The following is a 23,450-nucleotide window of genomic DNA, read 5'->3' as shown; positions in this document are numbered from 1 at the left end:
GGAAGCTCCTCTTGTCAATAACAAATAACCGAAAATTCCCGCACACAATCAAAATTTCATGCTTTTGTAACAATATATAGTGTGCGTCAATGTTTAAACTATACCACATGTTGTGGGATGAGATCATTTATGAAAAAGCAGCTCCTGGCAGGAATATCTGAAAAACTGGAAAATAGAGCTTATTTCCTCCCTCTTTCTCGCTTTTTTGCCTGTACCGGAACTGAAAGCTTTCCAGGCGGATTACAGTCTTCCTCTGTGAATTCCATGCTCCGCAGGTTATGAAATCTCTCTTTTACGCGCATACTACTGCTACGCATTTCGATATGAAACTGCGACGGAGGAGGCTGCAACATGACGCAATTATTCCGCAATTCCCTGCCGCACGAGAACGTAACTTCTGCGCCGCTGCTGCCTGTTCCTCTATCTTTTGAGCGTAACTGGCTGCATGATCTGGAATCGAGACTCGATAAAGGCGGTCCTTGGGGAGACTGGCGGTTATCCCGCCTTGCCGTGCAGGGAGAGCAGTCGGGCCTGGTTACGAGCTTCGATGAGCTGCAGTGTATGAAGCATCTGAACGGGCTGTCCCCGCTTCCCCATCAGCTTGATACGGCGCATAAGGTGCTGTTCCAGATGTCGGGCCGGGCGATTCTCGCCGATGAAGTTGGTCTTGGCAAGACGATAGAAGCCGGGCTGGTGCTGAAAGAATATCTGGTGCGGGGTCTGGTGAGCAAGGTGCTGATTCTGGTGCCGGCCTCGCTTGTGCTGCAATGGGTACGGGAGCTGAATGCCAAATTCGGGATCTCAGCCGTAGCGCAAAAGAAAGCCTATTCCTGGGGCAATGACATTGTCGTCGCCTCCATGGATACCGCCAAACGTGACCCGCATAAGGAAATGCTGCTGAGCCAGGAATACGACATGCTCATTATCGACGAAGCCCATAAGCTGAAGAATAAGAAATCTACGAACTATCTGTTTGTACAGCAGCTGCGAAAAAAATACTGCCTGCTGCTCACCGCCACACCCGTGCAGAACGATCTCGGCGAGCTGTTCAATCTGATCACGCTGCTGAAGCCGGGCCAGCTCGGGAATCAGGGCGATTTTGCCACCAATTTCGTTGTCGATAAGCGTCAGCCCAAGAATGAAGTCCAGCTCAGGGGCGAGCTGTCCAAGGTCATGATCCGTAACCGCCGGGGCGAAGGCCCGGTGAACTTCACCAAGCGCAAGGTGCGCAACATCCCCCTCACTCTGTCGGCAGAGGAGAAGGAATTGTATGACGGCGTCACTGCTTTTGTCAAAGACCAATATCAGGAGGCGGGCGGCAATCTCAGCAGTATGCTCTCCCTGGTTACGCTTCAACGTGAAGTCTGCAGCAGCCGGGACGCTGTGTTCGTCACCCTGGTGAACCTGATCAAGAAGCTGCCGGCGGATTCTCCGAAGCGCGAGCGGATGATGGGGTTGCTTCAGACGATCCGTACGGTCAAGACGAATACCAAGGCGGAGAAGGCGATGGAGTTAATTCAACAAATGAATGAGAAGGTCATTGTCTTCACGGAATACCGGGCCACCCAGGAATATCTGCTTCAATATTTCCGTGAGCATGGACTGCAATGTGTCACTTACTCGGGCGGGATGAACCGCGGCAAAAAAGACTGGATGATGGACCTTTTCCGCGGACGCGCCCAGGTAATGATTGCCACGGAAGCAGGGGGCGAAGGCATCAACCTGCAGTTCTGCCACCATATGATCAATTTCGATCTGCCCTGGAACCCGATGCGGGTGGAGCAGCGGATCGGACGGGTACACCGGCTGGGCCAGGAGAATGATGTGGTCATCTATAACCTCTCCACGGAGGGGACGATTGAAGAGCATATTCTCCACCTGCTGCATGAGAAAATCAACATGTTCGAGATGGTCATCGGCGGGCTGGATGTCATTCTGGAACGCTTCGAGAAGAAAGAGTCGCTGGAGAAAAGCCTGTACAAAATCGTCCTTGAAGCCCGCACGGACGAGGAGCTGCGCAGCAGTCTCGATGATATTGGCGATACGCTCAGCGAGCTGACCCATGCTGATCTGGATGAAAGCGAGGTGGCGCCTTGATGCTCTCGCCCGTGGAAGTACGCAAACAGGTCATGGATTATCTGGAAGCGACCGAATGCACCATCCTTGAATCCTCACCGGTGCATGTGACGGTAAAGCTCTCCCCCCGCGCGGACCGGATGCTGACGGACCGCCCTTATTATTGGGGATTCGTGGAGCGCACCGGCGTAGATCCCGAGACCTTGTCCTTCAGCTTCGTCTTCGATCCGCAGAAGTACGATGAACTGGCCGCGCAGGCTGCGGCGCAGGCCGCACGCCCGCGCAGTGGCGGCGCAAGCCGCCCGGCAGCGGCAGACGCGCTGCCGGGCCAGGCCGGTGCGGCGGCGGATGCCGAGGCAGGGGCGGAGCTTGGCGCGGCGCAGGCTGCGGCGCCGGGCGGTGCGCTGCCTCCCGGGGTCTCGGCTGCCCCGGAGGACAGCATCCTTGCCCGGTACTTCGGCGTCGTTCCGGCGCTGCCGCGCATCGGGCCGGGCATGATCCGCCGGGAGGATGTGACCTACGGCAGCAGACGTCTGCGGCAGATCTGGTCGGCGGCGAGGGATGAAGGCAAGTGCCTGCAGCTGTTCGAGGACCCCGGGCTCAGGCAGCGGACCACCCTGTTCTCGGCGGCCTACGAGCCATGGCTGGCTGTCTGCTACAAGGTGGAGATGACCTGCGACCTGAAGCGGGAAGAGCTGCATTTCATTGCTGTGTCGCTGACTTCGGGGCTGATTGTCCCTGACTTTGAAGCCCGGCTGGCTTCCAAGGAGCTGACGCCGCGTCTCCCGGAGAACATTCATGTTCAGCCGTTCGAGCTGAGCATTACAGACGGAGCCGACAGGCTGGAGGGATATCTGACCTCGAAGCTGGCGCTGCTGGATTATACGTGGGCCGAAGAAGCCCGCGAACGGCTGGAGCTTGAGCTGAGCATTGTGGATATTTATTATGCCGAGCTGCTGAAGGAAGAGGATGAGGAGAAACGTCTCAGCATCCAGGAGCAGTATAACCGCCGCCGTCAGGAGACCTCCTGGCAATATGAGCCGCAGATTGCAGTTTCTGCCGTAACATACGGACTGTTTCATCTGCGCAGCACATAGAATACGACCCTGCTCGCTAAAAGCAGGCAAAAAAACAGCGAAACTCCCGCCGCCTGCCGCGACAGCAAGCAACAGCCTTTTCAGGGCTTGTCCCCTACAATGAACAGTAAGCAGCAGGAGACCTGCCGGTCTCACAGTCATGAGACCGGGGCTTCCCAGCGAATAACCTTTGGAACAGGAAAGGTGAACGATACTATGATAAACAAAGCAGGACAGAAGGAACCCCGCGGGCAGCGCAGCCGCTTGCTCCTCTGTCTGATTCTTGGACTGGCACTGTTCGCTGCAAGCGCCTCCCCTCCTCCGGCGCTGGCGTCCAAAAGCAGCCGTACCACCGTGACCCAGGCCGTCATGCAGGAGGCTGTTCCAGGGCTTGCCATGAAGCAGATTCCGTCACCGGAAACGCTGCAGACCTTCACCAAAGAGACGATCGGCAAGCTGTCGGCCCATGCTCCTTTTACAGAATGGAAGGATGCGGGGACGGAGGTCTACCCTCTGGGTCCGGGAACGCGAAGCTGGCTGGTCAATGTGATGAACGGCGGGCAGCGGATCGGCTATCTCATTATATCTGCCGCAGATCAGGGCGGTTATGTGCTTAGTGAATATGGAGCCGGAACCTCCGGTCTCCCTTACAGTATGCTTGAACTGCGCCAGTATCTGGTGCAGCAAGGACTGATATCTTCCGATCATTCAGCAACAATCGAGCTTACGCCGCTCTATGCACCTCTGCTCCCGCTCTGGAAGCTCACTGCCGGGAACGAGACGTTCTATCTGAATGCCTCGGTCCCGGAGATCCTGCCCTGGGGTCCCGGACAGGCTAACGCTATTCTGGGCGCCAAGCCGGATTCGGCAGCTATGCTGTCCTCCTCCGGCGCGGACCAGGCACGTACTCCCCTTCCCGCTCTTCTAAGCGGCGGAGAGGATGACCCGTATGCTGATCTGCTGTGGATAACCGCTCCTGAGCTCAAGACCATCAATGGTGCAAGCCTGACTGCGTTGCTCCGTGAACGCGGCAGCCTGGCCTTCCAGTCTTCCGGGCACAATGAGGCTCTGGGAGCGCCGTTCATGATCACAGGCAGCCAGAGCTGGCTTAAGACTACTTCTGCCGGAGACGCAGCAGGCAGTGAAGCGGCAGTAGTCTATGCGGCTGCCGGTCCCGGGGGGATTCGCTACCTTCCGCTCACAGCGCTTCAAAAGGCCGGCACCTTCCACAAGCCGCCAATACCGCTGCGCGGAGACACAACTCTGGGCGCAGCCTCTGTGCCGGATTCCAGGCAATAGGGACCAATATTCGTGAAAAGCAAACAGCCTTCCCCGGTGCCGTCTGAACGGCTACTAGGGAAGGCTATTTGCTTCTATACCTGAATCCCACTCAGCGCCCGCTTTCTCAGAATTCAGGTGCAATCATACACCTGAATCCCACTCACCGCTTAATCGCTACTCCTTACCATCCCTGTCCCGGCTCCATTTGCTGCGCCAGACCGACCAGGCGAGCGGGATCGTACCGAACCATTTTTCCGCCCAGGGCTGCTTCTCAGCCTTCCTTCTTGCATGGACGGCGCGCGGGTTCTCAATGTACACAACAACCTTCTCCGTAATATATTTCACCAGATCATCTCCGCCGGATGCCATTTCATACACCTCCCATGTGAGATATGGCAGTTATCACTCACTGGCCTTATGCCTATAGTGTGCTCCAATCCCCTGAACTCTAAACCGGAAACCGAAGCTTCGTATAGGTTCGGCTGTTAAGGCACAATCTAACAATAACTATACTTATCGGCAGGGAGGTTATTCACTTGAGACAATCGGAAACATTAGAACAACACAACTCAGAACAACCCGGCTGTTCACGCGAACTTGACCGGCTGAGACTGGGGCTGCGGCTACAGCGGTTCCTGGCAGCGGCAGGAGTACTGCTTCTGCTGCTTACGGCGGGGAATGCCGGAGTTACCCATGCGGCTGCACCACGGGCCGGACAGCAGGCCGGCTTCCCTAAACACAGCCCCCATATGCTCGGCCATGATCAGAGGATCATCCTGATTGATGCCGGACATGGGGGAATTGACGGCGGAACCTCCTACGGCAGCATCCTGGAGAAGGACATCACCCTTGCTATCTCCCGCCGCCTGTTCCTCCTGCTGCGCGGCGACGGCTTCGACGCCATTCTGAACCGGAACGGCGATTATGCGCCAAGCGATGAGAATCTGTGGCTGCGCAGCAGGTCCCGGCATCTGCGCGATCTCGCCCAGCGCAAGGAGCTGGCCGAGACGCTCCCGGCGAATGTGGTGGTCAGCATTCATATCAATTGGGCCAAATCCCCTACCAAGCACGGGCCGCTCGTCTTGTACCGCCAGGAAGGGCGCAGCTTCCTGCTGGCCCGGACCATCCAGGACCAGTTGAACCAGCTCTATGGGATGAGGAATGATCCCGTACAGGGCAAGCCCTTCTACCTGCTCAACAAAATAACCGCCACAACGGTTATCGTTGAGGCGGGATTTGTAAGCAGTCCGGCTGACCGCAAGAAGCTCTGCACTCCGAAAGGCCAGGAGGAAATTGCTGAAGCGATTGCCAATGGAATCGCCGCTTATCTTATGGAAGTGTAAGCCGGGAGTTCCATTTCCATTCATCCCGTACCAGCTCCGAGATTCCGACAAACTCCACGTTGTCCTTCATTCCGGCAATGCCGCTGCGGATACCCGCTGCGGTTTCTTTGCCCTGAATGCCGACATGACCGATCGTCACACAATATCTCTGGCTCAGCGCCCGTTCCTGTACCAGCTTCATCTGCTTCGCCACATGGGAGGCAGAATGCACATCATCCAGGAAAATGTGATTCTCCACAGGCGGCATTCCCAGCTCCCGGGCCATCCGGCCCGCCACGGAACGGTAATTGGTATGGCTGTCTACGAAGAAAAGTCCGCGCTCCTTGCAGACACCAAGCACAATACCCATGACCCGTTCGTCACCGGTCACCTTGGAGCCCATGTGATTATTAATTCCAATGGCGTAAGGAACATTATCGAGCGCCGCCTCCACCCGTTTACGCACCTCCGCGTCTGTCATGCTTGTCAGCACTGCCCCCGGCCCCAGCCATTCCGGCTTGCCCTGCCGCGGCTCCATGGGCAGATGGACCAGCACATCGTAACCAAGCTCATGGGCATGCCGTGCGTCCTGCTCGCTGGAACGGAGGAACGGCATTACTGCGACGGTAATTTTGACCGGCAGCTTGAACATTTCCTCCGTCCCGCGCATCCCATTGCCGAAATCATCGACTATGATGGCTACCCGGCTGGGCTGCTTCGTATTCTCTGCCTGCGGCTGTGCTGAATGCGTGTCCTCTGCCGGGGCTGCTGACACTGCTTGCGGCGCTGACGGTACCAGTGCGGTTATCGTAATCAATGCTGCGGCTATAGAATACAGAAGGATATGCTTTATTCTCTTGTTGTTTGTCTTCATCCTGGGACATCTCCTTCGTGATTCAACTAATGCTCTCATTGTTTGGCTCACGAAGGTTAAATATGTACGGCGTGCTTACGAAATAATTAACAATGTGAATGGGAAGCGGCGGTCTGCATTAAGCAGCCCCCTTCACCACCTGCTGCGGGATGCAAGAAATCAGCGTTTGCTTCGTGCCGGCATCCTGCGGCGGGTATCCCCGGTCAGCTCACATGCCTGCGGGCCAAGGCTGCCCTGCTCCACTTTGTTGTCGATAAAATCCACAACCTGCTGAAGCGAAGCAATCTGCTCCAGAATCTTCTGCTTATGAGTCAGGATCATCTCATGCAGTTCGGGATATTGTGACAGGTCCGAGTCGAGCGACAGGTTAAGGAAGGGACGCATATCGTCCAGGGACATTCCCGTCTTCTTGAGACAGGTGATAAGCTTCATCATCTCCAGATCCTGTTCGTTGTAGATGCGGTGGCTGTTCCCCTTACGCTGCGCCCGTGGCAGCAGCCCGATCTTCTCATAATACCGGATCGTATCCTCCGTGATTCCGGTCCGGTCCGCTGTTTCCTTGATTGAATATCCTGGGACGGGATTCTTGTCTGCCAGACTCATAGAGCCGCCTCCTTTGTATTGTTGTGCCTTAAGTTCATTCTATTGTATAACTTGGAGTCAGCTCCAAGTCAAATGTTAAATTCAGTCCTTGACCTGGAGTCGGCTCCAAGTTATACAATGGGCACCATTCACCACAATGTTCCCCAAGGAGGACTTATTATGACTATAGAACAAGCCCCACGTACTGCGCTGATCACCGGCGCGAATCATGGAATCGGACTCGCGCTGACCCGCAGAATGCTGAGTGAAGGCTGGGAGGTTATCGCGCTCATCCGTTCAGCTTTCACAGAGGATGACCCCCTTATCCGCGGGGCGCTCAGCAGCAGACAGCTGCGGATATACAAGGCGGATTTAACAGACTTCGCCCAGCTGAAGCTTGCCTTGCAGGCTATTACAAGCCATGAGACGCAGATTGATCTGCTGTTCAATAATGCAGGCGGGAGCTTCCCCGAATTAAGCTTCTCCAGGCAAGGACGGGAGCTGCACTATGAACTGCAGACCGTTGTGCCGTATATCCTCACGATGGAGCTGAAGCCGTTAATTCTGAGAGGCAAGCTCCTCACCGTCATTAATACTTCTTCCAATGCTTTTATGATGAAACGCCGGTTCGATCCTGCGACACTTGAGCGTCCGGCCAAGTTCGCCAAGCTAACCGGCCCTTATGCCGATACGAAGCTTGCCTTGTCCTTGTGGACTGCGGAGCTTGCCCCGGTGCTTGCGGCGGAAGGCATTATGATCCGCAGTGCCGATCCCGGAGGCAATAACACAATGCGCGGCGGCAAAAAGTCCGGAATCCCCTTTTGGCTGAGGCCGATCACGCGCATGTTCTTCCCGGAGCCTACCCATGGAGCAGGCCTGCTGTACCAGGCTGCACTCGGCGAGCACAGCCGTAAGTCCGGGGTGTTCCTGATCAAGAATCAGGTAACCCCGCTGAAGTTCACTGCGTACAGCCGTGATATACTGGCGAACGTCCAGGCCATTTATCAGCAGGAATTCCGCCCGGCCGGTAGCCCTTCCTGATTCTCAGGCCATGCTGTACACACACCAAAAGCGCCTGCACATATCAAAGCCCAAGCCACCCTGATAGGATGACTTGGGCTTGATGTATGTACGTTACCCGCACCTGCCAACTAACAAGTGGACAAACGTATCTTAATTTACCGACATCTCGTAAATAAACGGCAGCAAGTGGAAAAAGGGCATCTAATTATTGGTTTTTTGCCACTCTGGATGAAATGTGCCAAATTAAGTGTTGTTTATACAACTGCTGTTCCAGCAGGGGGCAAACGCTGATCAGCAAGTGCTGAAAATCCAACTATTTCCTTGAATCGCATACTTCACACAAGTGGAAACGGCTTAGCCGTCCTTTTAAATTAAAGGACGGCATTCGTTTCAGCGAGAAATAGAAGGATCAGCCCGGCCATTCCCTGGCCCCGGGTCAGTCCTTATTCATTCGATTACTTCAGATTGATCTCTTTAATCTTATCCAGCGGAATTTTCGGCTCACGCGCCTCTGTCAGCAGACCGTTGATTTCCTGCTGCACATCGGTGAGCTGGGTATAGCAGTACCCGCAGATATAATCCACACTTTTGATCGCTTGAGTCAGGCTTGCGAAGCGGGTCAGGAATTCTTCCTCCGATGCCACCTGATGCCCGTACCCCCAGCCCTTATCGGACTGGAAGGCGATCCCGCCGAATTCCGATATAATGATAGGCTGGCCTTGATACGCATACCCCTCGGCGAAGGCATACTTCCATTGATTGCAGGTGGTCTCTTTATTCACGATGGCCTCTTTGTTGTCACCATACCTGCTTAAGAAGCCGTCACCCATTTCAACGTAATCATGCAGGGTCAGAATATCCGACACGGTATGCTCCCAGCCATCATTCGTAATCACCGGGCGGTAGGGGTCAATGGCCTTGGTTAAGTGATAGATGCCTTCCGTGAATTTCTGCTGCCGCTGATCATGCAGAATGTTCGGTACGCCCCAGGACTCATTGAACGGCACCCAGGTAATGATACTGGGATGATTATACTGCTGCCGGACGATCTCCAGCCATTCGTTCGTGAAGCTCTCCACGGCGCGGTCATGAAATTCGAACGTTGCCGCCATCTCCGACCATACCAGCAGGCCCTTTACATCGCACCAGTACAGGAAGCGGGCATCCTCAATCTTCATATGCTTGCGTACGCTGTTGTAGCCCATCGCCAGAATATAATCAATATCGGCTACAATCGCTTCTTCGCTTGGCGGTGTCAGGTGGCTCTCTGTCCAGTAGCCTTGATCCAGAATAATCCTCTGATAGACTGGTGTATTATTAAGCAGCACCTTGCCGTTCTGGATGGAGACCTTCCTCATTCCGAAATAGGAATGCACCTGATCCACAACCTTGCCATCCACGTATAGGGTGAACTCAACATCATACAGATTGGGCTGCGCCGGTGACCAGTAGCTCCGCTTCCAGGGACCGCTTGCCTCATGCAGCAGATCGACTTCTATCGTCTGGCGGGGCCGGTCCATCCACTGGCTCGTTGTCTTAACCGGGACTCCCTTGAAAGTAACTGCAGCCTCCAGCAGGATCTGGCCTGCCGCCGTCTCCAGCCCGTGCAATTGAACATCGAACGAGACACAGGAGCGGTCGATGTCCGGAGTGATTTTTACAGAATCCAGCCGCTGCTCTTCCACATATTCCAGCCAGACGGTCTGCCAGATTCCGGTGCTCTGCACATAAAAGCATTCGAAATTATCCTTCGTCCAGCGCTGCTTCCCCCGGGGCTGGGTACAGTCATTACTGTCTTCTGCCTTTAACGTAATACTGTTCTCCTTCCCGGAGATTAAATAGGCGGTAATGTCGAAAGAAAAAGCAGCATATCCTCCCTGATGACTGCCTGCCAGGATGCCGTTCACCCATACTTTGGCGTGATAATCCACGGCCTGGAAGTGGAGAATGACCCTTTTTCCTGACGCCTCCCCGGGAATGAGCACTGTCTTGTTGTACCATACCCGGGGATGAAATTCCTGAATACCGATGCCGCTTGCCTGCGTCTCGTAAGTATATGGAACGGTAATGGTATGGGTTGCGTTCAACTGCTCCTGCCATTTCCCGTGCTCACCGGTATTCTGATCGTCGAACCGGAAGCCCCACTCCCCGTTAAGGGTCTGCCATCCCCCGCGGACGAACTGCGGTCTGGGATAATCCTTGATGTATGCTTTGGTTGTCATCGTACTCCCCCGTTCCGCCCGGCAGACCCGGTTCTGAATTCCAGCGCATAGACCGATGCCGGACGCAGCAGCCAGTCCTCCGCCCACACTTCAGCAGGAACCTCGCTTACCTTGCAGGCGATGCGGTCCGGCGTGAAGACAGAATTGATCTCCCATTCGGATTCCCCCGATATTTCATATACCACTACAGTACCGTCAGCCTCAAATCCATCCAGTGTGAAGGAAGCCTTCACTTCCTGCAGGCTGCGGTTTACAGTGAACACGGTGACGGTATCCCCGGATTCATTCGTGAAGGCCACCGTATCCAGATCCGGCAGGGCGTCCAGATGGATCGGCGCCGGTCTGCCGGACCTTACGGAGAAAGTGCCGCACTCTGCAACTGAAGGAAGCAGACGGGAGATATCGCGGCCGGCATACAGCTTCATAACTTCATAGGTTGGCGTGCCGTAGACGGTTAACGGATGCCCGCTCCAGCCCGGCAGCTTGCCGCAGTATTGATCGGCATAATAATCGCCTACCCGGATACACCCGCCAAGCCACCCGTTGACCAGATCGGAGAAGCTGCCGATTTGCACGATGTCGCTTGCCCGCAGCATTTCGTTCAAATTAGCGGCATTGGCCACCGCAGCGCCCAATGTATGCTCTTCCGGCAGCCCTTTGCGTACCGTGTTGGGATAATACATCGTATTGTATTCGGTAATTGCCAGCTTCACATGCGCATGGTCCGGGTTGGAGCGGATCTGGCCTGCCGTCTGTTCTATATTGTAGCGGGTCCATTCCGGGAATGAGGCAATGGCCTTATAGCGCTCTTCTTCCGGTGTGTTCTGGTCCATAGCAAACCGGTTATAGCCGTGGTAGAGATGCAAGGTCAAATAATCAATCTGTTCACCCGCGATATCCAGAACAGCCCGGTTCCATTCCTGATCGGTATGTCCGCAGGCCAGAATAACGAGAGAAGGATCTGCCTGTTTCATTGCCTTAATGAAGGACACTGTCCGCTTGGCGAACTGCTCCGCCGTGGTTGTTCCGACCTGCCAGGGTCCCCACACCTCGTTCCCGATCTCCCAATACTTCACATTATAGGGCTCCGCATAGCCGTTCGCGGCCCGCTTCGCGCCCATGGGAGTATCGATCCCGCCATTGCAGTATTCCACCCACCTCGCCGCCTCCTCCGGCGAGCCGGAGCCGTCATTCACGCAGATCAGCGGCTCCACACGAAGCTCCCGGCAGAAGCGGATGAATTCATCTGTGCCGAAGTATTTGCTGGTCCATCCTCCCCACGCCTCGTTGAACATAACCGGGCGCTCCAGCACCGGACCGATCCCGTGCTCGAAATGATAGGCGCTGATATAGTTCCCTGCCAGCCGCATCATCCCGGCGTTCAGCTCCTTCGTCATTTCGACCACCTCACGTTTTACGGTACCGATGTGGTCTTGTGGGAGCAGAGAGACATGATCTAACCATAACATGCCGGTAGAGACATGATCCCTCCATCTGGGATGCTCAGCCGGAACATATACCCGGAACTCTGCATCTGCGCTGTCCCGGCTGACGGACAGTCCGGCCTCATACAGCTGCCAATTATGGCTGTCCAGCCTGATGCGCTCCAGCCCCAGGCGGGCTTGGCTGATCCGGTCTACGGCTTCAATAATAATATAAGTCAGCTCGACAGATGCCCTCGCCACCAGCTTAACCGTATACATCCCTTCTTGGAGTGCCGTCCTTTGGGCGATACCGGCATAGGCCTCATCATCGCTCAGCAGGCGGATACGCTGGGCGCGGCCAGAATGCTTCGGGGCAGACGCTTCAAGGGCATATCCGGTATTCCGCCCGTTCGTGAACGCATACCAGCTTCCCGCCACGCCCGCCGTATTCCCCGCCTCACTCTCGAAATCCATATCCTTCAGCGGATAAGCCAGCATGGCTTCCATATGATCGCGGATATCCTCCACAAAATGTCCGAACAGGTACGGGTTGACCGTATGCCCGCTTGGCTGGCTGTAGTCGATCCTTATCGTTGCTTGGTTAGACAATTTCACTCCTCCGTTTCCGATTAACCTTTAATTGAACCAATCATGACACCTTTGACGAAGTGCTTCTGGACCAAAGGATACATCAGCAGCACCGGCAGGCTGGACACGATAATGACCGCGTATTTAATGCTCTCGGAGAGCAGGATTTGATCCTCCAGCCCGACATTCCCCCCGTCTGCGCCGGCGGATTGACTGATCATCAGTATCTCGCGCAGCACCAGCTGCAGCGGGTAACGGTCCTCACTACGGATATAAATCAGCGCATTGAAGAACGAATTCCAGTGCCCCACGGCATAGAACAGAACCATTACAGCAATAATCGGTTTCGACAACGGCAGAATAATGCTGATCAGCAGCCTCCAGTTGGAGCAGCCGTCAATGTGCGCCGCCTCCTGCAGCTCCCAGGGAATACTGGATTCAAAGTATGTTCTCATCACAATCAGATTGTACGTTGATATGGCTCCGGGAATAATGAGCGCCCACATCGTATCGACCATCCCGAGGTTTTTGACCAGCAGATAACTGGGGATGAGTCCACCGCTGAAGAACATCGTCAGGGTAACAATCAGCATCAGCAGCTTGCGTCCGGGAAGATCCGGTCTGGATAGCGGGTATGCCGCAAGCAGGGTCATCATAATATTGACACTTGTTCCGACAACGGTGTAGATCAGCGTATTGCGGTATCCGGTCCAAATTTTATCGTTGTGCAAAATATTGCTGTAGGCTTCCAGTGTCACGCCCTTGGGCAGCAGCCAGACCTCCCCGTTCAGTACTTTGGCGGGATCACTGAACGAAGCGCTGACCACAAATAGTAACGGATAGAGCACTATCACAATGATTACCGCTGCGAGCAGGTATACGATTACGTCGAACCGCTTTTCATCGGGTGGGGCTTTCATAATTACATCCTTAGGCATTGCCCGTCTCCTCCTCCATTACCACAGGCTCGTATCCGACGTTTTGCGCGCAAACCGGTTCACCAGCAGGAGCAGCGTCAGGTTAATCAGGGAGTTGAACAGCCCTATTGCGGCAGTATAGCTGTATTCGCCCTTTAGAATGCCGGTGGTGTATACAAAAGTGGAAATCACATCGCTTGATTCCAGATTCAAATTATTCTGCATCAGCAAAATTTTCTCAAAGCCGATGTTCATGAACTGTCCAATGTCCAGAATCAGTAAAATGACGATCACAGGGACAATTCCAGGCAGTGAGACATGCCAGATCCGCCGGATACGGGAGGCGCCGTCCATCTTGGCCGCTTCGTACAGCTGCGGATTAATTCCGCTAAGCGCAGCGATGTATATAATGGATTGCCAGCCCATGTTCTGCCAGATATTCGAGCTGATGAAGATCGTTTTGAACCACGCGGCCGATTCCATGAACCGGGTCGGCGTTCCGCCAAGCGCCTGAATCAGCATGTTGACCGGGCCGCTCGGGGAGAGCAGCACCGTCAGAATGCCCACGATAACAACAACAGAGATAAAGTGCGGGATATAAGTAACGTTCTGCAGTAATTTACTGTACCTCTTACTGCCGATTTCGTTGATCAGCAGGGCCAGCATAATCGGAACCGGAAAAGCAATCAGCAGGGAGAACAGGTTGATGGACAACGTATTCCAGAGAAGTCTCCAGAAATAATAGGAGTCGAAGAAACGCTGGAAATGCTCGAAGCCCACCCAGCTGCTGCCAAGGATTCCTTTGCCCGGGTTGAAATTCTTGAACGCGATCTGCAGCCCGTAGAGCGGGCCGTAATGAAACACCAGGTACCATGTGATCGGTATTAACAGCATGAGATACAAGTCGTATCTCCTGGCGATTTGCCTGATCAGACGGCGCCCCGGCTCCTGAGGGATCCGGCGCGCTGCGGCAGTATTAGGGATTTCCGTCTTATTCATGAACATCCGCTCCTATCCAAGAGGATCTGCCTATTTATCCATCTTGTCGTAAGCTTCCTGATAAATCTGCTGAAGCTCCTCGACATTCATCTTTTGGAGGGTCGACTGGAATTCATCCCACTTGTCGAAGCTGAGTGCGCCGGCGATAAACTTCGTGCTCTGTTCTTCGTAATATTTGTCAATATCATTCCGGAGCATGTTCACCTTCTGGGCTGTCGCTTCGTCAAACATCGGAGCGGCATAGCGGATTTCCGGCATATACGGGTCGAGCGCCTTCTGCGCTTCCTGCACCTGAGGCGGATTGATATAAGAAGCTACATGCTCACTGATCAGATGCGGCGCCCCTCCGCCGGCATAAGGAGTGATTTTGGGCTGAGTTTCAGAGGTTGAATACTCTGGCTTATAATACGGAATTCCGTCCTTCAGCTCATAATGCTCGCCTTCCCGCCCGAACCGCAGCAGCGTCGAGCCTTCATCGCTATAGAAATAGTCGATCCAGCGCATGGAGATTTCCGGATATTTATTGACGGAAGTAATGGCATACGCCCCAAAGTCACGCGGGATCGGAGACGTCTGGCTCTGCATCCGGTCACCATGCGGACCTGCCGGCGGCGCGATGCCGATGTATTGATCCGAGATCGGCAGGAAATTGTTATTCGTCTGGTCGAAGAACATTCCCGTCAAGCCGGAGCCCTGCTTGGCCAGGAACTGGGCCTCCGTATGGGAGAATACTTCCTGGTCCAGCAGCTTCGCGGCGTACAGCTTGTTCAGATACATAAGCATTTCCTTGTTCCGTTCGCTGCCCATCCAGATTTCGACCTTATCATCCTTAAGGTTGATGTTATAACCGAACTGCTGATCCAGTCCGAACGATCCGCTCATCATCGTGGCGACACTGAGTCCGACGCGGGCAGTCAGTGGAAGTTCGTCCTTCTGACCGTTGCCGTTCGGGTCCTGATCACGGAAGGCGACCAGCACATCGTACAGCTCATCCGTCGTCTCCGGCACCTTCAGGTTCAGCTTCTTCAACCAGGCCTGGTTGATCCATTTCTTGTCCGTCCGCGCCGCACTCAGGCTAACGATACCCGGAATCGCGTAAATATGGCCTTCCGGTGTCGTAATGCCCGCGCGGATCTCCGGATACTCATCCATCAGCTTGTTGAAGTTCGGGGCATAGTCCCGGATCAGATCTTCCAGTGGAATAAGCTGGCCGCCCGAGCCGTAACGGACGGCCTCCAGTGGGGTGATCCCGGAGCGGTACATGACATCGGGCAGTTCGTTGGAGGCGAACAGCAGATTCTTCTTCTCCTGGAAGCCATCTGTCGGCGCTTCGGTGAACTCCACCTGAACATTGCTCAGCTTCTCATAATCCTGAAAGACCGGCATGTCCTTGAACGGTCCGTTGACGGGCGCAATCCGGGTGAACATGCTCAGCTTCACCGGCTCCTGCACGATAGGGAATCCGTCCTTGCTCACGGATTGATCTGCTGTTGCCTTAGGTGCAGCCTCTTTGTTGCTGCTGCCCGCTCCCGAACTGCAGCCGCCCATTGCCAGTGCGGCAATGACCATAAGACTGACCGCCGTTTGATTTCGTTGTCTGCGCATGTCTGGTACAACCTCCTTATATATCTCACTGATCCTTGGGTGTAAGCGCTTCCCTTGGTGTGGTTTTATTATATCCGGGCCAGCGAAGAGGGGGATTCTACATATATGACTATTTACTACACTTATCTTACTGTTTCACTCCGCAGCAGGTTGACGGCTTACAAAAGCATGCGGCGTCGTACCGGTCAGCTCCTTGAATACTTTGAAAAAATAATTATACGTCGTGAACCCAACCTGGCTGCTAATTTGCTTCACAGTGTATTTGCCGCTTTCGAGCAGCCTGCAGCTGGCATCAATTCGGACACGGTTCAAATATTCGGAAAAGGTCGTCCGGGTCTCTTCTTTGAAAATCCGGCTTAAGTAAGACGGGTTAAGCCCGATCAGGTCGGCAGTCAGCTCCAGCGTAATATAACTCTGATAACGTTCCAGAATAAGCTGAATGGCTTGGGACACATGCCGCGAATAGGTACCTTGTGACTGTCTGCGGCGGAGCCTGCCCAGCAGGCCTCCGTAATAAGCTTTCATCCACTGTTCCAGCCCGGCTACGCTGTTGATATTGCCCAGTTCTTCCCGGGACGGCAATCCGCCAGCTGCGTCTTCGTCCTGCGTCAGAGTCTTCTCGCCTATCGCCAGCAGCTCGCTGACCATCATCTGTACACTTGGCGAATGAAGCGGAAGCTGCCGAACAGGGGTGAATGCGTCCGTAATGGACTGCTCTATCCCTTCCCGATCCAGCCGCTCAATAGCCAGCAGGAGCTGCTTCTGATTCCCGATCGTCATCAGGAGACGCGGACTGTCCGCTTCGGCCGGCTCTTGCCTTGCAGCCGCGTGATCGAGAACTCGTTCGGCTGAACGGTAACTGGCTTCGAGCTTGGATAGGCTGCTGCACATATGACCAATGCTATAGGTGCATTTCAAATTCAGGAATAGCTCCAGCGAATGGCTGGCATTGCTCATCAGCCGGTTGGCTTCACCCGCTGCAGCCTGCTCGCTCCGTTCTCTGAATGCGAACAGGGCGGCCAGACGCCCATTCTCAACATACACGGCCATCCGCTCAGGCAGCTCGCCGAGACTCTGCTGCATAAGCTCTACCGCCTGCCGGACCAGACCGTTAATCTGTACGTCACTGCGTGATTGTGTCAACAACAGGAAGGGAACGATTTGGACAGCGGCAGCCATATAGCAGACCACACCGGGCTGAAGCCCGCTCCGTTTCATGCTCTTGTCAAACATAGCTTCAGCCTCCGGCTGTCCGGCCAGCAGCCGGAGTGCCTGCTCACGTAAATCCCCGGGACTGCTGTCCGCAGCAGTGCTTCCCTCCTCCAGCCCGGGGACTGGGGTCACGGCCTCCTCCTGCAGCTCTTGTGCCACTTTCTTCAGAACAGAAATTAGCGATTGGTCATTCAAGCGGTGCTTCAGTAAATAGTCGGCAGCCCCGTTCCTGAGGCACTCACGGACATAATCATAATCGTCATAGCTGCTGAGCATGATTGTCTTTACAGCCGGGTACCGCTCACGGATGGTCCGTTGCAGCTCTACTCCATTCATGCCGGGCATATTCACATCAATAATTGCAATATGCACCAGCGTTTTCTCACAAGCCTGGAGCGCCGTCAGACCGCTGTAGGCTTCCCCGCAAATCTTAAAACCATGGCTGCGCCAATCCGTCATTGTCAACAGATGATGATGTACCAGCGGTTCATCGTCTACCAGCAATACTTGAATCAACATTCAACCTGCCTCCTCTGCGGATGGTTCATCCCTGCGAATTTCCGGGAAACGGATGACCACCTTGGTATACAGCGCTTCTTCACTGAACAGCCTGATACCGTACGGCTCCCCGTACATCCTGCTGATTCGTTCATGCACATTACGCACGCCGATTCCGCTGAAGCGCGAAGCGCTCCCCTCCTTGACGGATTCAAGCAGCTGCTGCATGGTTTCCTGAGACATCCCTGGCCCGTTATCCATAATTTCTATGAACAAATCCCCGCTCTCCCCGTAGACTCTGATCAGAATCAATCCGCCTTTGGCAGCCGGGACCACTCCGTGCAGAATGGCATTCTCCACAATAGGCTGCAGCATCAGCTTGAGCACCCTGCACTCCAGCAGATCATCATCTTCCACTTGAACCTGAACCGATATCGGCTCCATATATTTGTATTTCACAATGGATACATAGCAGTTCATATAATCCAGCTCTTCCCTGAGCGTAAGGAATTCGCTTGAATTCCCGAGTACCCCGCGCATTAGCTCAATTAACGAGCCTGATACCTCCTCGATATTCGGCACATCATTCAGCTTGGCCAGATACTTAATAGTATTGAGGGTATTGTACAGAAAATGGGGGCGGATCTGCGCCTGTAGTGCCGTAAGCTCAGCCTCCCGCTTCGCCTGCTCGCTAATCCGGATATCCTGCATCAGCCGCTGCAGATCATCAATCATGCTAATGAACACGGTGTAAAGTTCACCGATTTCGTCTTTGGAGTCCATACCCATACGCGGAAAAGATAAATTGCCGTCCTTCACCCGCATCATCATCGTTTTGAGCCGCCGGATATGCAGCGTAGTCCGGGAAGACATCTGCAATGCTCCCAGCAGAACTGCGGCAAACACGATGACCGATACTTCAATCATCAGATTCCGGACCTTCACCGATTCGCTGAGAAGAGAATCCAGCGGCACAAGCGCCCGGGTAATCCAGCCTGTATCCCCGGAGCGGCGGCTGACTACAATATAGGACTTACCGTCGATCTTCTGCTCTGCCGCCTCTTGCACAGCAGTTCCCGCAAGCTGCGGGTGAGCATACACCGTGCTTAGCATTTGCGGGGAGAGTGACGCAGGCGCAGCTCCGGAAGGGTACACCAGCTCCATCTGTTCATCCAGTACATATAGAACACTGTCCGCTGTCGGCTTGACGCCATAGGTACTCCGAATGAAATCATAGTTCAAATCCACCATTACGACGCCAATAGATTCCTTGTTGTACCGGATCACACGGCCGACAGAAATCACATCCGTGCTGCCTTCCTGTTTGAAATAAGCATGGCGGTCCCCATGGTTCAGCATGTAGTCCATCGCTTTTGTCTGGAGGAAATTCCGGTCAATCCAAGGACCCCCGGTGAAGAACACTTTACCGTTCAGTCCAATCACAGCTATGCGTGTGATATAAGGCTTATAATCAATCAGGCCTGAGAGAAACTCATTGATCCGCTTTTGCTCCTGAAACCACTCGTAGCTGATCTCCTCGCTGGGACTCAGCAATATATCAATGACCGTATTTTTATTCGTGACGGCGACAGTGTTCAGACGATCAATCTCTTCGAACATATGATTCAGCGATTCGTCGGCTTGACGGATACTGTCCGCAACCGAAGTAATCGCATTCTGCTTAATCGTCTCACGCATATTCAGATAGATAATGGAAGTAACCGTTACGATCGAGAACAGACTGAGCAGTCCGAACGCGATGAATATTTTCCCCTGAATCCCCGGCTTCGGGGATAATTTATGGCGCAGCGCTGCGAATCTCATAGCGGTCTCTCCTTCCCGTAAGGGAAATGTCTTCTAGTAAGCGCTCTCATAATATTCAGCAACCCCTTCGTCCTCTTATCCGTCTCCAGCCGTACGGGTATGCAAGGGAGACGATTTGTAATAGGACTTGAATGCCCGGGTGAACGTGTACAGGTTGGGATAGCCAAGCGACAATGCAATTTCTGTGATGGTGGCCTCGGTTTCGGCAAGCAGCCGTTTGGCCTTCCCCATGCGTATGCTCTGGATATACTTCTGCGGCGATACGCCGACCTGACTTGTAAACGCACTAGTGAAGTAGGAACGGTGTACGCCTGCCAGCGATGCAACCTGCTGGACGGTTATCCCTTCAGTAGCATGCAGGTTCATAAATTCCATACACTGTGATACCCAGCCGGAAGGTGACGGGCTTACCTTAGGGAAGGCTTCGGGCATCAGGCCGGCCAGTAATTCGCAGATTTGTCCCTCAAGCTCAAGGGATACAGCCGGGTCCCACTGCTCGTACCGGGTCATTGCCCCGAGGATGCGTTCGAGTGCAGCTTGGACGCGGGATGTCACCTTGCCCGGAGCTGCCGGCTGCTCAGGCACCAGCCCGGCCAGCTTCAAGAGCGGCATTACCCTGCTTCCATCCAGCGCAAGCCAGTTCATCTGCAGCGGAGCTTCCGCAGGAATGATGTAATAATGATAGGTCTGGTCCGGAAACAGACAGAATAGGTCACCCTTTTGCAGCTCGATGTGCTGATCTCCATAATTGAGACCGACCCTGCCTTCGTATACAAAATGAAGACTGTAACACTCGATCCTTTTGGGACCTACCCTGTAGTTCGGCTTAGCCAGGCTGCGGCCCGCACGGACCGGCCATAGCTGCCCCTCCCGGTCCAGATTGCCCGGCGTATAATAGATGAACTCGGCATATTCATATTCGTATTCCTGCAGATTGCGCATCGCTTCTGACATATCCCCACCCCTCTCATCTAACAAAATGACAATTCACACCTAACATTAGGCTATTTATTAAACGTTGTTTTTTCCCTATCATCATAATAGGAGGCGATGACCATTGTCCAGCAAACCTAACATTTTACTAATAACCAGCGATCAACAGCATTGGAATACCATCGGTGCCTTCCAGTCCGAGATCTCCACTCCCAATCTGGACCGGCTGGCACAGCAAGGGACCACTTTCGGCCGCGCTTATTGCCCTAATCCCACCTGTACGCCAAGCCGTTCCTCTATTATTACGGGAATGTATCCAAGCCAGCACGGTGCGTGGACGCTGGGAACGAAGCTGCTGGAGGACCGGCATACGGTAGGTGAGGATTTCAGCGAAGCGGGTTACCAGACCTCACTGATCGGCAAAGCCCATTTCCAGCCCCTGAAGTCTACGGAGGAATATGAATCGAAGGAAGCCTATCCGCTGTTGCAGGACTTGGATTACTGGAGCGGTTTCCAGGAGTCCTTCTACGGATTCGATCATGTGGAGCTTGCCAGGAACCATACGAACGAAGCCCATGTCGGCCAGCATTATGCCTTATGGCTGGAAGAACAGGGCTGTCCCAATTGGCGGGATTATTTCCTCCCTCCCACGGGGACAATGGACCCGTCTGTAACCTACACCTGGCCCATTCCGGAGAAGTATCATTACAACACCTGGATTGCAGAGCGCAGCAATGCCCGCCTTGAGGAGCATCAAGAGTCCGGAGATCCGTTCTTTCTCTGGGCCAGCTTCTTTGATCCGCATCCCGAATATCTGGTCCCGGAGCCTTGGGATTCGATGTATGACCCTGACAAGCTGACCATTCCTTCACTGACGCCCGGGGAACACGACCGGAATCCGCCGCATTTCGGCATGACCCAGGAAGACAGCCCTGATTTCTCGCAGCTCATGGAGACGGGCTTCGGCATTCACGGCTACCGCTCCCACCTGTATTATGAATACGGGGATAAGGCGCTCCTGACGGATTATGACAAAAAGAAGCTGGTAGCGGTCTATTACGGAATGATCAGCATGATGGACAAATATATCGGCCGCATTCTCGATAAGCTTGACGACCTGGGACTGGCGGATAACACGCTCGTCGTCTTCACAACGGATCACGGGCATTTCTTCGGACAGCATGGTCTGCAGGCCAAAGGAGGGTTTCATTACGAGGATTTAATCAAGCTGCCATTCATCGTCAGATATCCCGGGCAGGTTCCGGCAGGCAGACAGTCGGATGCGATCCAGTCACTCGTTGATCTGGCGCCTACCTTCTTATCCTTTGCCAATCTTCCCGTTCCTTCGTCGATGACTGGTGTGGATCAGAAGGACGTATGGCTGGGCCGCAGGAATCAGGCGCGTGACCATGCCATTTGCGAATTCCGGCATGAGCCCACGACCATTCACCAGAAGACTTATATTGATGCACGCTACAAAATTACGGTCTATTACAATCAGCAATACGGCGAACTCTTCGATTTAGAGCAGGACCCGCACGAACTTCATAATCTGTGGGACGAGCCGGAGCACGGGCAGCTGAAGTCTGAGCTTCTGCTGAAATATATTTGGGCGGAGCTGGGCAAGGAACCGCTGCCTATGCCGCGAATACATCATGCCTGAAGCAGGCCGGTCCTGGGAGAAATAAGAAAGCGTGAGCAAGGGCTTCTCCCTTCGCTCACGCTTTCTTGGATATGATATGAATTCAGTCAGAATATAACAATGCCCGCAACTGCCGACAGGAGAATCACAGCAAACGGATGTACTTTGTATTTGGCAATAAGAAGAAGGCATCCGGCACAGATCAGCAGCGAGCCCGCCAATGTCCAGGTTAGCCAGGACCCGCTTGTTCCGCTGAATCCGAAATGAACCGCCGCATACAGGATTAAGCCGGTCACGATCGGACGCAGTCCGTAGAAGGAAGATCTGACCCACTTATTGCTCTGCAGCTTCAGGAAGAATGCAGCGATACCAATGACGATGATAAGCGACGGCAGAATAATGCCGACCGTTGCCGCGATAGCTCCCCCCACCCCCGCCTGGGAGTAGCCGATCAGGGTGGCGGTATTGGTGGCGATGGAACCCGGGGCCATTCCTGCCAAAGAGACGATTTCCTGAAAAGCGCCGCTGTCCAGCCATCCTTGCCCGGCAACCTCCCGCTGGATCAGCGTAATCACGGCATATCCGCCGCCAAATGATACTAGCCCTACTTTGAAAAAAATGTACAACAGCTCCCAGAGCATCCCATGAACCCCTTCAAATGTAGTATTCCGGAAACTGCAGATCCCGGCTCTCCTCTGTTCTCACCTGCTCTGTAACTATGCTCTTTCCCCGTTTCTGATTGTACTGCACCACCAGAACTCCGGCTGTCAGTCCGCCCACAATCAGGTAAAATGGATGAATCTGCGTGAACAACAGCAAGGCCAGCGATACCGCTACCAGCGCAAACGTCACTGCGTCCAGAACAGAAGCTTTCCACATCTTTCCGGCTGCGACAATGATCAGGGCCACAACCGCGGCATGAATCCCCTTCAAAGCGGCTTCTACCTTGACGTTATCTTTGAATAAAAGCCTGAGGCCGCTGAGAAGGAACACGATCAGGAAGGTGGGCAGGGTTATGGCAATGACGGCAGCCACGGCTCCCGCCACTCCGCCAAGACGATAGCCGATGAAGGTTGCGCTATTTACGGCCACCCCTCCGGGAGCGGAACCGGACACGGATATCATGTCACCCATTTCCGCTTCGTTCATCCATTTCTTTTTCCGGACAATTTCTTCTTCAATAGTTGCAATCATGGCATAACCGCCTCCAAAGGTGGAGGGTCCAATTTTGAAAAATACGCAAAAAATACTCCAAAGTAACTTCATTTTTCCGCGTGCATTTTGCTTCATTCCAGTTCCACCTTACATTCTTTTCTGCTCTCTCAAGAGATGTTACTTATATACTAGCATAA

The 23,450-nt window shown here is 54.0% G+C and carries 19 protein-coding genes; 6 read left to right on the top strand and 13 right to left on the bottom strand.

Translation table 11 applies throughout. From position 1 onward, the window contains the following. The first annotated feature begins 351 nt into the window (after nt 1-351). The 3 genes from KDC22_RS11515 (at nt 352) to KDC22_RS11505 (ending at nt 4,451) form a co-directional block, all read left to right on the top strand. A complete protein-coding gene (locus KDC22_RS11515) occupies nt 352-2,097 on the top strand; it encodes a DEAD/DEAH box helicase (RefSeq protein ID WP_211723099.1) in 1,746 nt (581 codons plus the stop codon). Beyond that, on the top strand, nt 2,097-3,173 hold the full coding sequence (locus tag KDC22_RS11510) for a YqhG family protein (RefSeq protein WP_425517026.1): 1,077 nt from the start codon (nt 2,097-2,099) through the stop codon (nt 3,171-3,173). Before KDC22_RS11515 ends, KDC22_RS11510 begins: the two co-directional genes overlap by 1 nt. A 195-nt stretch (nt 3,174-3,368) precedes the next feature. Then, a complete protein-coding gene (locus KDC22_RS11505; protein ID WP_211723097.1) occupies nt 3,369-4,451 on the top strand; it encodes a hypothetical protein in 1,083 nt (360 codons plus the stop codon). Nucleotides 4,452-4,607: 156 nt separating this feature from the next. On the opposite strand, the gene KDC22_RS11500 is transcribed toward KDC22_RS11505, so the two are convergent. After that, nucleotides 4,608-4,802 (bottom strand): YqzE family protein, encoded by a 195-nt coding sequence (locus KDC22_RS11500; RefSeq protein WP_173137691.1) that lies wholly within the window; start codon nt 4,800-4,802, stop codon nt 4,608-4,610. 167 nt (nt 4,803-4,969) lie between these two features. Here KDC22_RS11500 and KDC22_RS11495 point away from each other — a divergent pair, with 167 nt between their 5' ends. Continuing rightward, a complete protein-coding gene (locus tag KDC22_RS11495) occupies nt 4,970-5,776 on the top strand; it encodes an N-acetylmuramoyl-L-alanine amidase family protein (protein ID WP_246553480.1) in 807 nt (268 codons plus the stop codon). On the opposite strand, the gene KDC22_RS11490 is transcribed toward KDC22_RS11495, so the two are convergent. Together KDC22_RS11490 and KDC22_RS11485 are read right to left on the bottom strand one after the other, a co-directional pair. Continuing rightward, on the bottom strand, nt 5,763-6,629 hold the full coding sequence (locus KDC22_RS11490; RefSeq protein WP_211723096.1) for a divergent polysaccharide deacetylase family protein: 867 nt from the start codon (nt 6,627-6,629) through the stop codon (nt 5,763-5,765). The genes KDC22_RS11495 and KDC22_RS11490 overlap by 14 nt on opposite strands. A 159-nt stretch (nt 6,630-6,788) precedes the next feature. Continuing rightward, complete coding sequence (locus KDC22_RS11485) at nt 6,789-7,232, bottom strand: MerR family transcriptional regulator (protein WP_211723095.1); 444 nt, start codon at nt 7,230-7,232, stop codon at nt 6,789-6,791. Between the two features lie 159 nt (nt 7,233-7,391). On the opposite strand from KDC22_RS11485, the gene KDC22_RS11480 reads away from it, so the two are divergent. Next, nucleotides 7,392-8,252 carry an SDR family NAD(P)-dependent oxidoreductase gene (locus tag KDC22_RS11480; RefSeq protein ID WP_211723094.1) on the top strand — a complete coding sequence of 287 codons (861 nt, stop codon included), beginning with the start codon at nt 7,392-7,394 and terminating at the stop codon, nt 8,250-8,252. A gap of 437 nt (nt 8,253-8,689) precedes the next feature. Here the strand turns inward: KDC22_RS11480 and KDC22_RS11475 are convergent, their stop codons facing one another. The 8 genes from KDC22_RS11475 to KDC22_RS11440 all read right to left on the bottom strand — a co-directional run bounded on the left by KDC22_RS11475 (nt 8,690) and on the right by KDC22_RS11440 (nt 20,477). Then, nucleotides 8,690-10,456 carry a glycoside hydrolase family 2 protein gene (locus KDC22_RS11475; RefSeq protein ID WP_211723093.1) on the bottom strand — a complete coding sequence of 589 codons (1,767 nt, stop codon included), beginning with the start codon at nt 10,454-10,456 and terminating at the stop codon, nt 8,690-8,692. Further along, complete coding sequence (locus KDC22_RS11470) at nt 10,453-12,489, bottom strand: alpha-L-arabinofuranosidase C-terminal domain-containing protein (RefSeq protein WP_211723092.1); 2,037 nt, start codon at nt 12,487-12,489, stop codon at nt 10,453-10,455. The genes KDC22_RS11475 and KDC22_RS11470 overlap by 4 nt, the downstream gene beginning before the upstream one ends. Nucleotides 12,490-12,509: 20 nt before the next feature. Next, nucleotides 12,510-13,406: a carbohydrate ABC transporter permease gene (locus KDC22_RS11465; RefSeq protein ID WP_173137705.1), complete on the bottom strand. Its 897-nt coding sequence runs from the start codon at nt 13,404-13,406 to the stop codon at nt 12,510-12,512. Between the two features lie 18 nt (nt 13,407-13,424). Further along, nucleotides 13,425-14,384, bottom strand: a complete 960-nt coding sequence (locus KDC22_RS11460; RefSeq protein ID WP_211723091.1) for an ABC transporter permease — start codon at nt 14,382-14,384, stop codon at nt 13,425-13,427. A 30-nt stretch (nt 14,385-14,414) separates the two neighbouring features. Beyond that, a complete protein-coding gene (locus tag KDC22_RS11455; protein WP_211723090.1) occupies nt 14,415-15,989 on the bottom strand; it encodes an extracellular solute-binding protein in 1,575 nt (524 codons plus the stop codon). Between the two features lie 135 nt (nt 15,990-16,124). Beyond that, nucleotides 16,125-17,720 (bottom strand): response regulator transcription factor, encoded by a 1,596-nt coding sequence (locus KDC22_RS11450; RefSeq protein ID WP_246553478.1) that lies wholly within the window; start codon nt 17,718-17,720, stop codon nt 16,125-16,127. Next, a complete protein-coding gene (locus KDC22_RS11445; RefSeq protein WP_211723089.1) occupies nt 17,721-19,523 on the bottom strand; it encodes a sensor histidine kinase in 1,803 nt (600 codons plus the stop codon). A 75-nt stretch (nt 19,524-19,598) separates the two neighbouring features. Next, nucleotides 19,599-20,477 (bottom strand): AraC family transcriptional regulator, encoded by an 879-nt coding sequence (locus KDC22_RS11440; protein WP_343221978.1) that lies wholly within the window; start codon nt 20,475-20,477, stop codon nt 19,599-19,601. Between the two features lie 103 nt (nt 20,478-20,580). Here KDC22_RS11440 and KDC22_RS11435 point away from each other — a divergent pair, with 103 nt between their 5' ends. Next, nucleotides 20,581-22,119: a sulfatase family protein gene (locus tag KDC22_RS11435; protein WP_211723088.1), complete on the top strand. Its 1,539-nt coding sequence runs from the start codon at nt 20,581-20,583 to the stop codon at nt 22,117-22,119. An 86-nt stretch (nt 22,120-22,205) separates the two neighbouring features. Here the strand turns inward: KDC22_RS11435 and KDC22_RS11430 are convergent, their stop codons facing one another. Both KDC22_RS11430 and KDC22_RS11425 read right to left on the bottom strand, forming a co-directional pair. After that, nucleotides 22,206-22,739, bottom strand: a complete 534-nt coding sequence (locus KDC22_RS11430; protein ID WP_211723087.1) for a chromate transporter — start codon at nt 22,737-22,739, stop codon at nt 22,206-22,208. Between the two features lie 13 nt (nt 22,740-22,752). Beyond that, on the bottom strand, nt 22,753-23,364 hold the full coding sequence (locus tag KDC22_RS11425) for a chromate transporter (RefSeq protein ID WP_343222038.1): 612 nt from the start codon (nt 23,362-23,364) through the stop codon (nt 22,753-22,755). Nucleotides 23,365-23,450 lie beyond the last annotated feature (86 nt).

This window comes from Paenibacillus tritici, assembly GCF_018207515.1.
Classification (GTDB): domain Bacteria; phylum Bacillota; class Bacilli; order Paenibacillales; family Paenibacillaceae; genus Paenibacillus_AQ; species Paenibacillus_AQ tritici.
Note: the sequence above shows the minus strand (reverse complement) of the source record. Positions and strands in the feature narration are given on the sequence as shown.

Coding starts and splice junctions, on each gene's coding strand:
- KDC22_RS11515 (WP_211723099.1), top strand. CDS start 352: ATGACGCAATTATTCCGCAATTCCCTGCCGCACGAGAACGTAACTTCT.
- KDC22_RS11510 (WP_425517026.1), top strand. CDS start 2,097: ATGCTCTCGCCCGTGGAAGTACGCAAACAGGTCATGGATTATCTGGAA.
- KDC22_RS11505 (WP_211723097.1), top strand. CDS start 3,369: ATGATAAACAAAGCAGGACAGAAGGAACCCCGCGGGCAGCGCAGCCGC.
- KDC22_RS11500 (WP_173137691.1), bottom strand. CDS start 4,802: ATGGCATCCGGCGGAGATGATCTGGTGAAATATATTACGGAGAAGGTT.
- KDC22_RS11490 (WP_211723096.1), bottom strand. CDS start 6,629: ATGAAGACAAACAACAAGAGAATAAAGCATATCCTTCTGTATTCTATA.
- KDC22_RS11485 (WP_211723095.1), bottom strand. CDS start 7,232: ATGAGTCTGGCAGACAAGAATCCCGTCCCAGGATATTCAATCAAGGAA.
- KDC22_RS11480 (WP_211723094.1), top strand. CDS start 7,392: ATGACTATAGAACAAGCCCCACGTACTGCGCTGATCACCGGCGCGAAT.
- KDC22_RS11475 (WP_211723093.1), bottom strand. CDS start 10,456: ATGACAACCAAAGCATACATCAAGGATTATCCCAGACCGCAGTTCGTC.
- KDC22_RS11465 (WP_173137705.1), bottom strand. CDS start 13,406: ATGCCTAAGGATGTAATTATGAAAGCCCCACCCGATGAAAAGCGGTTC.
- KDC22_RS11460 (WP_211723091.1), bottom strand. CDS start 14,384: ATGAATAAGACGGAAATCCCTAATACTGCCGCAGCGCGCCGGATCCCT.
- KDC22_RS11455 (WP_211723090.1), bottom strand. CDS start 15,989: ATGCGCAGACAACGAAATCAAACGGCGGTCAGTCTTATGGTCATTGCC.
- KDC22_RS11450 (WP_246553478.1), bottom strand. CDS start 17,720: ATGTTGATTCAAGTATTGCTGGTAGACGATGAACCGCTGGTACATCAT.
- KDC22_RS11445 (WP_211723089.1), bottom strand. CDS start 19,523: ATGAGATTCGCAGCGCTGCGCCATAAATTATCCCCGAAGCCGGGGATT.
- KDC22_RS11440 (WP_343221978.1), bottom strand. CDS start 20,477: ATGTCAGAAGCGATGCGCAATCTGCAGGAATACGAATATGAATATGCC.
- KDC22_RS11430 (WP_211723087.1), bottom strand. CDS start 22,739: ATGCTCTGGGAGCTGTTGTACATTTTTTTCAAAGTAGGGCTAGTATCA.
- KDC22_RS11425 (WP_343222038.1), bottom strand. CDS start 23,364: ATGAAGTTACTTTGGAGTATTTTTTGCGTATTTTTCAAAATTGGACCC.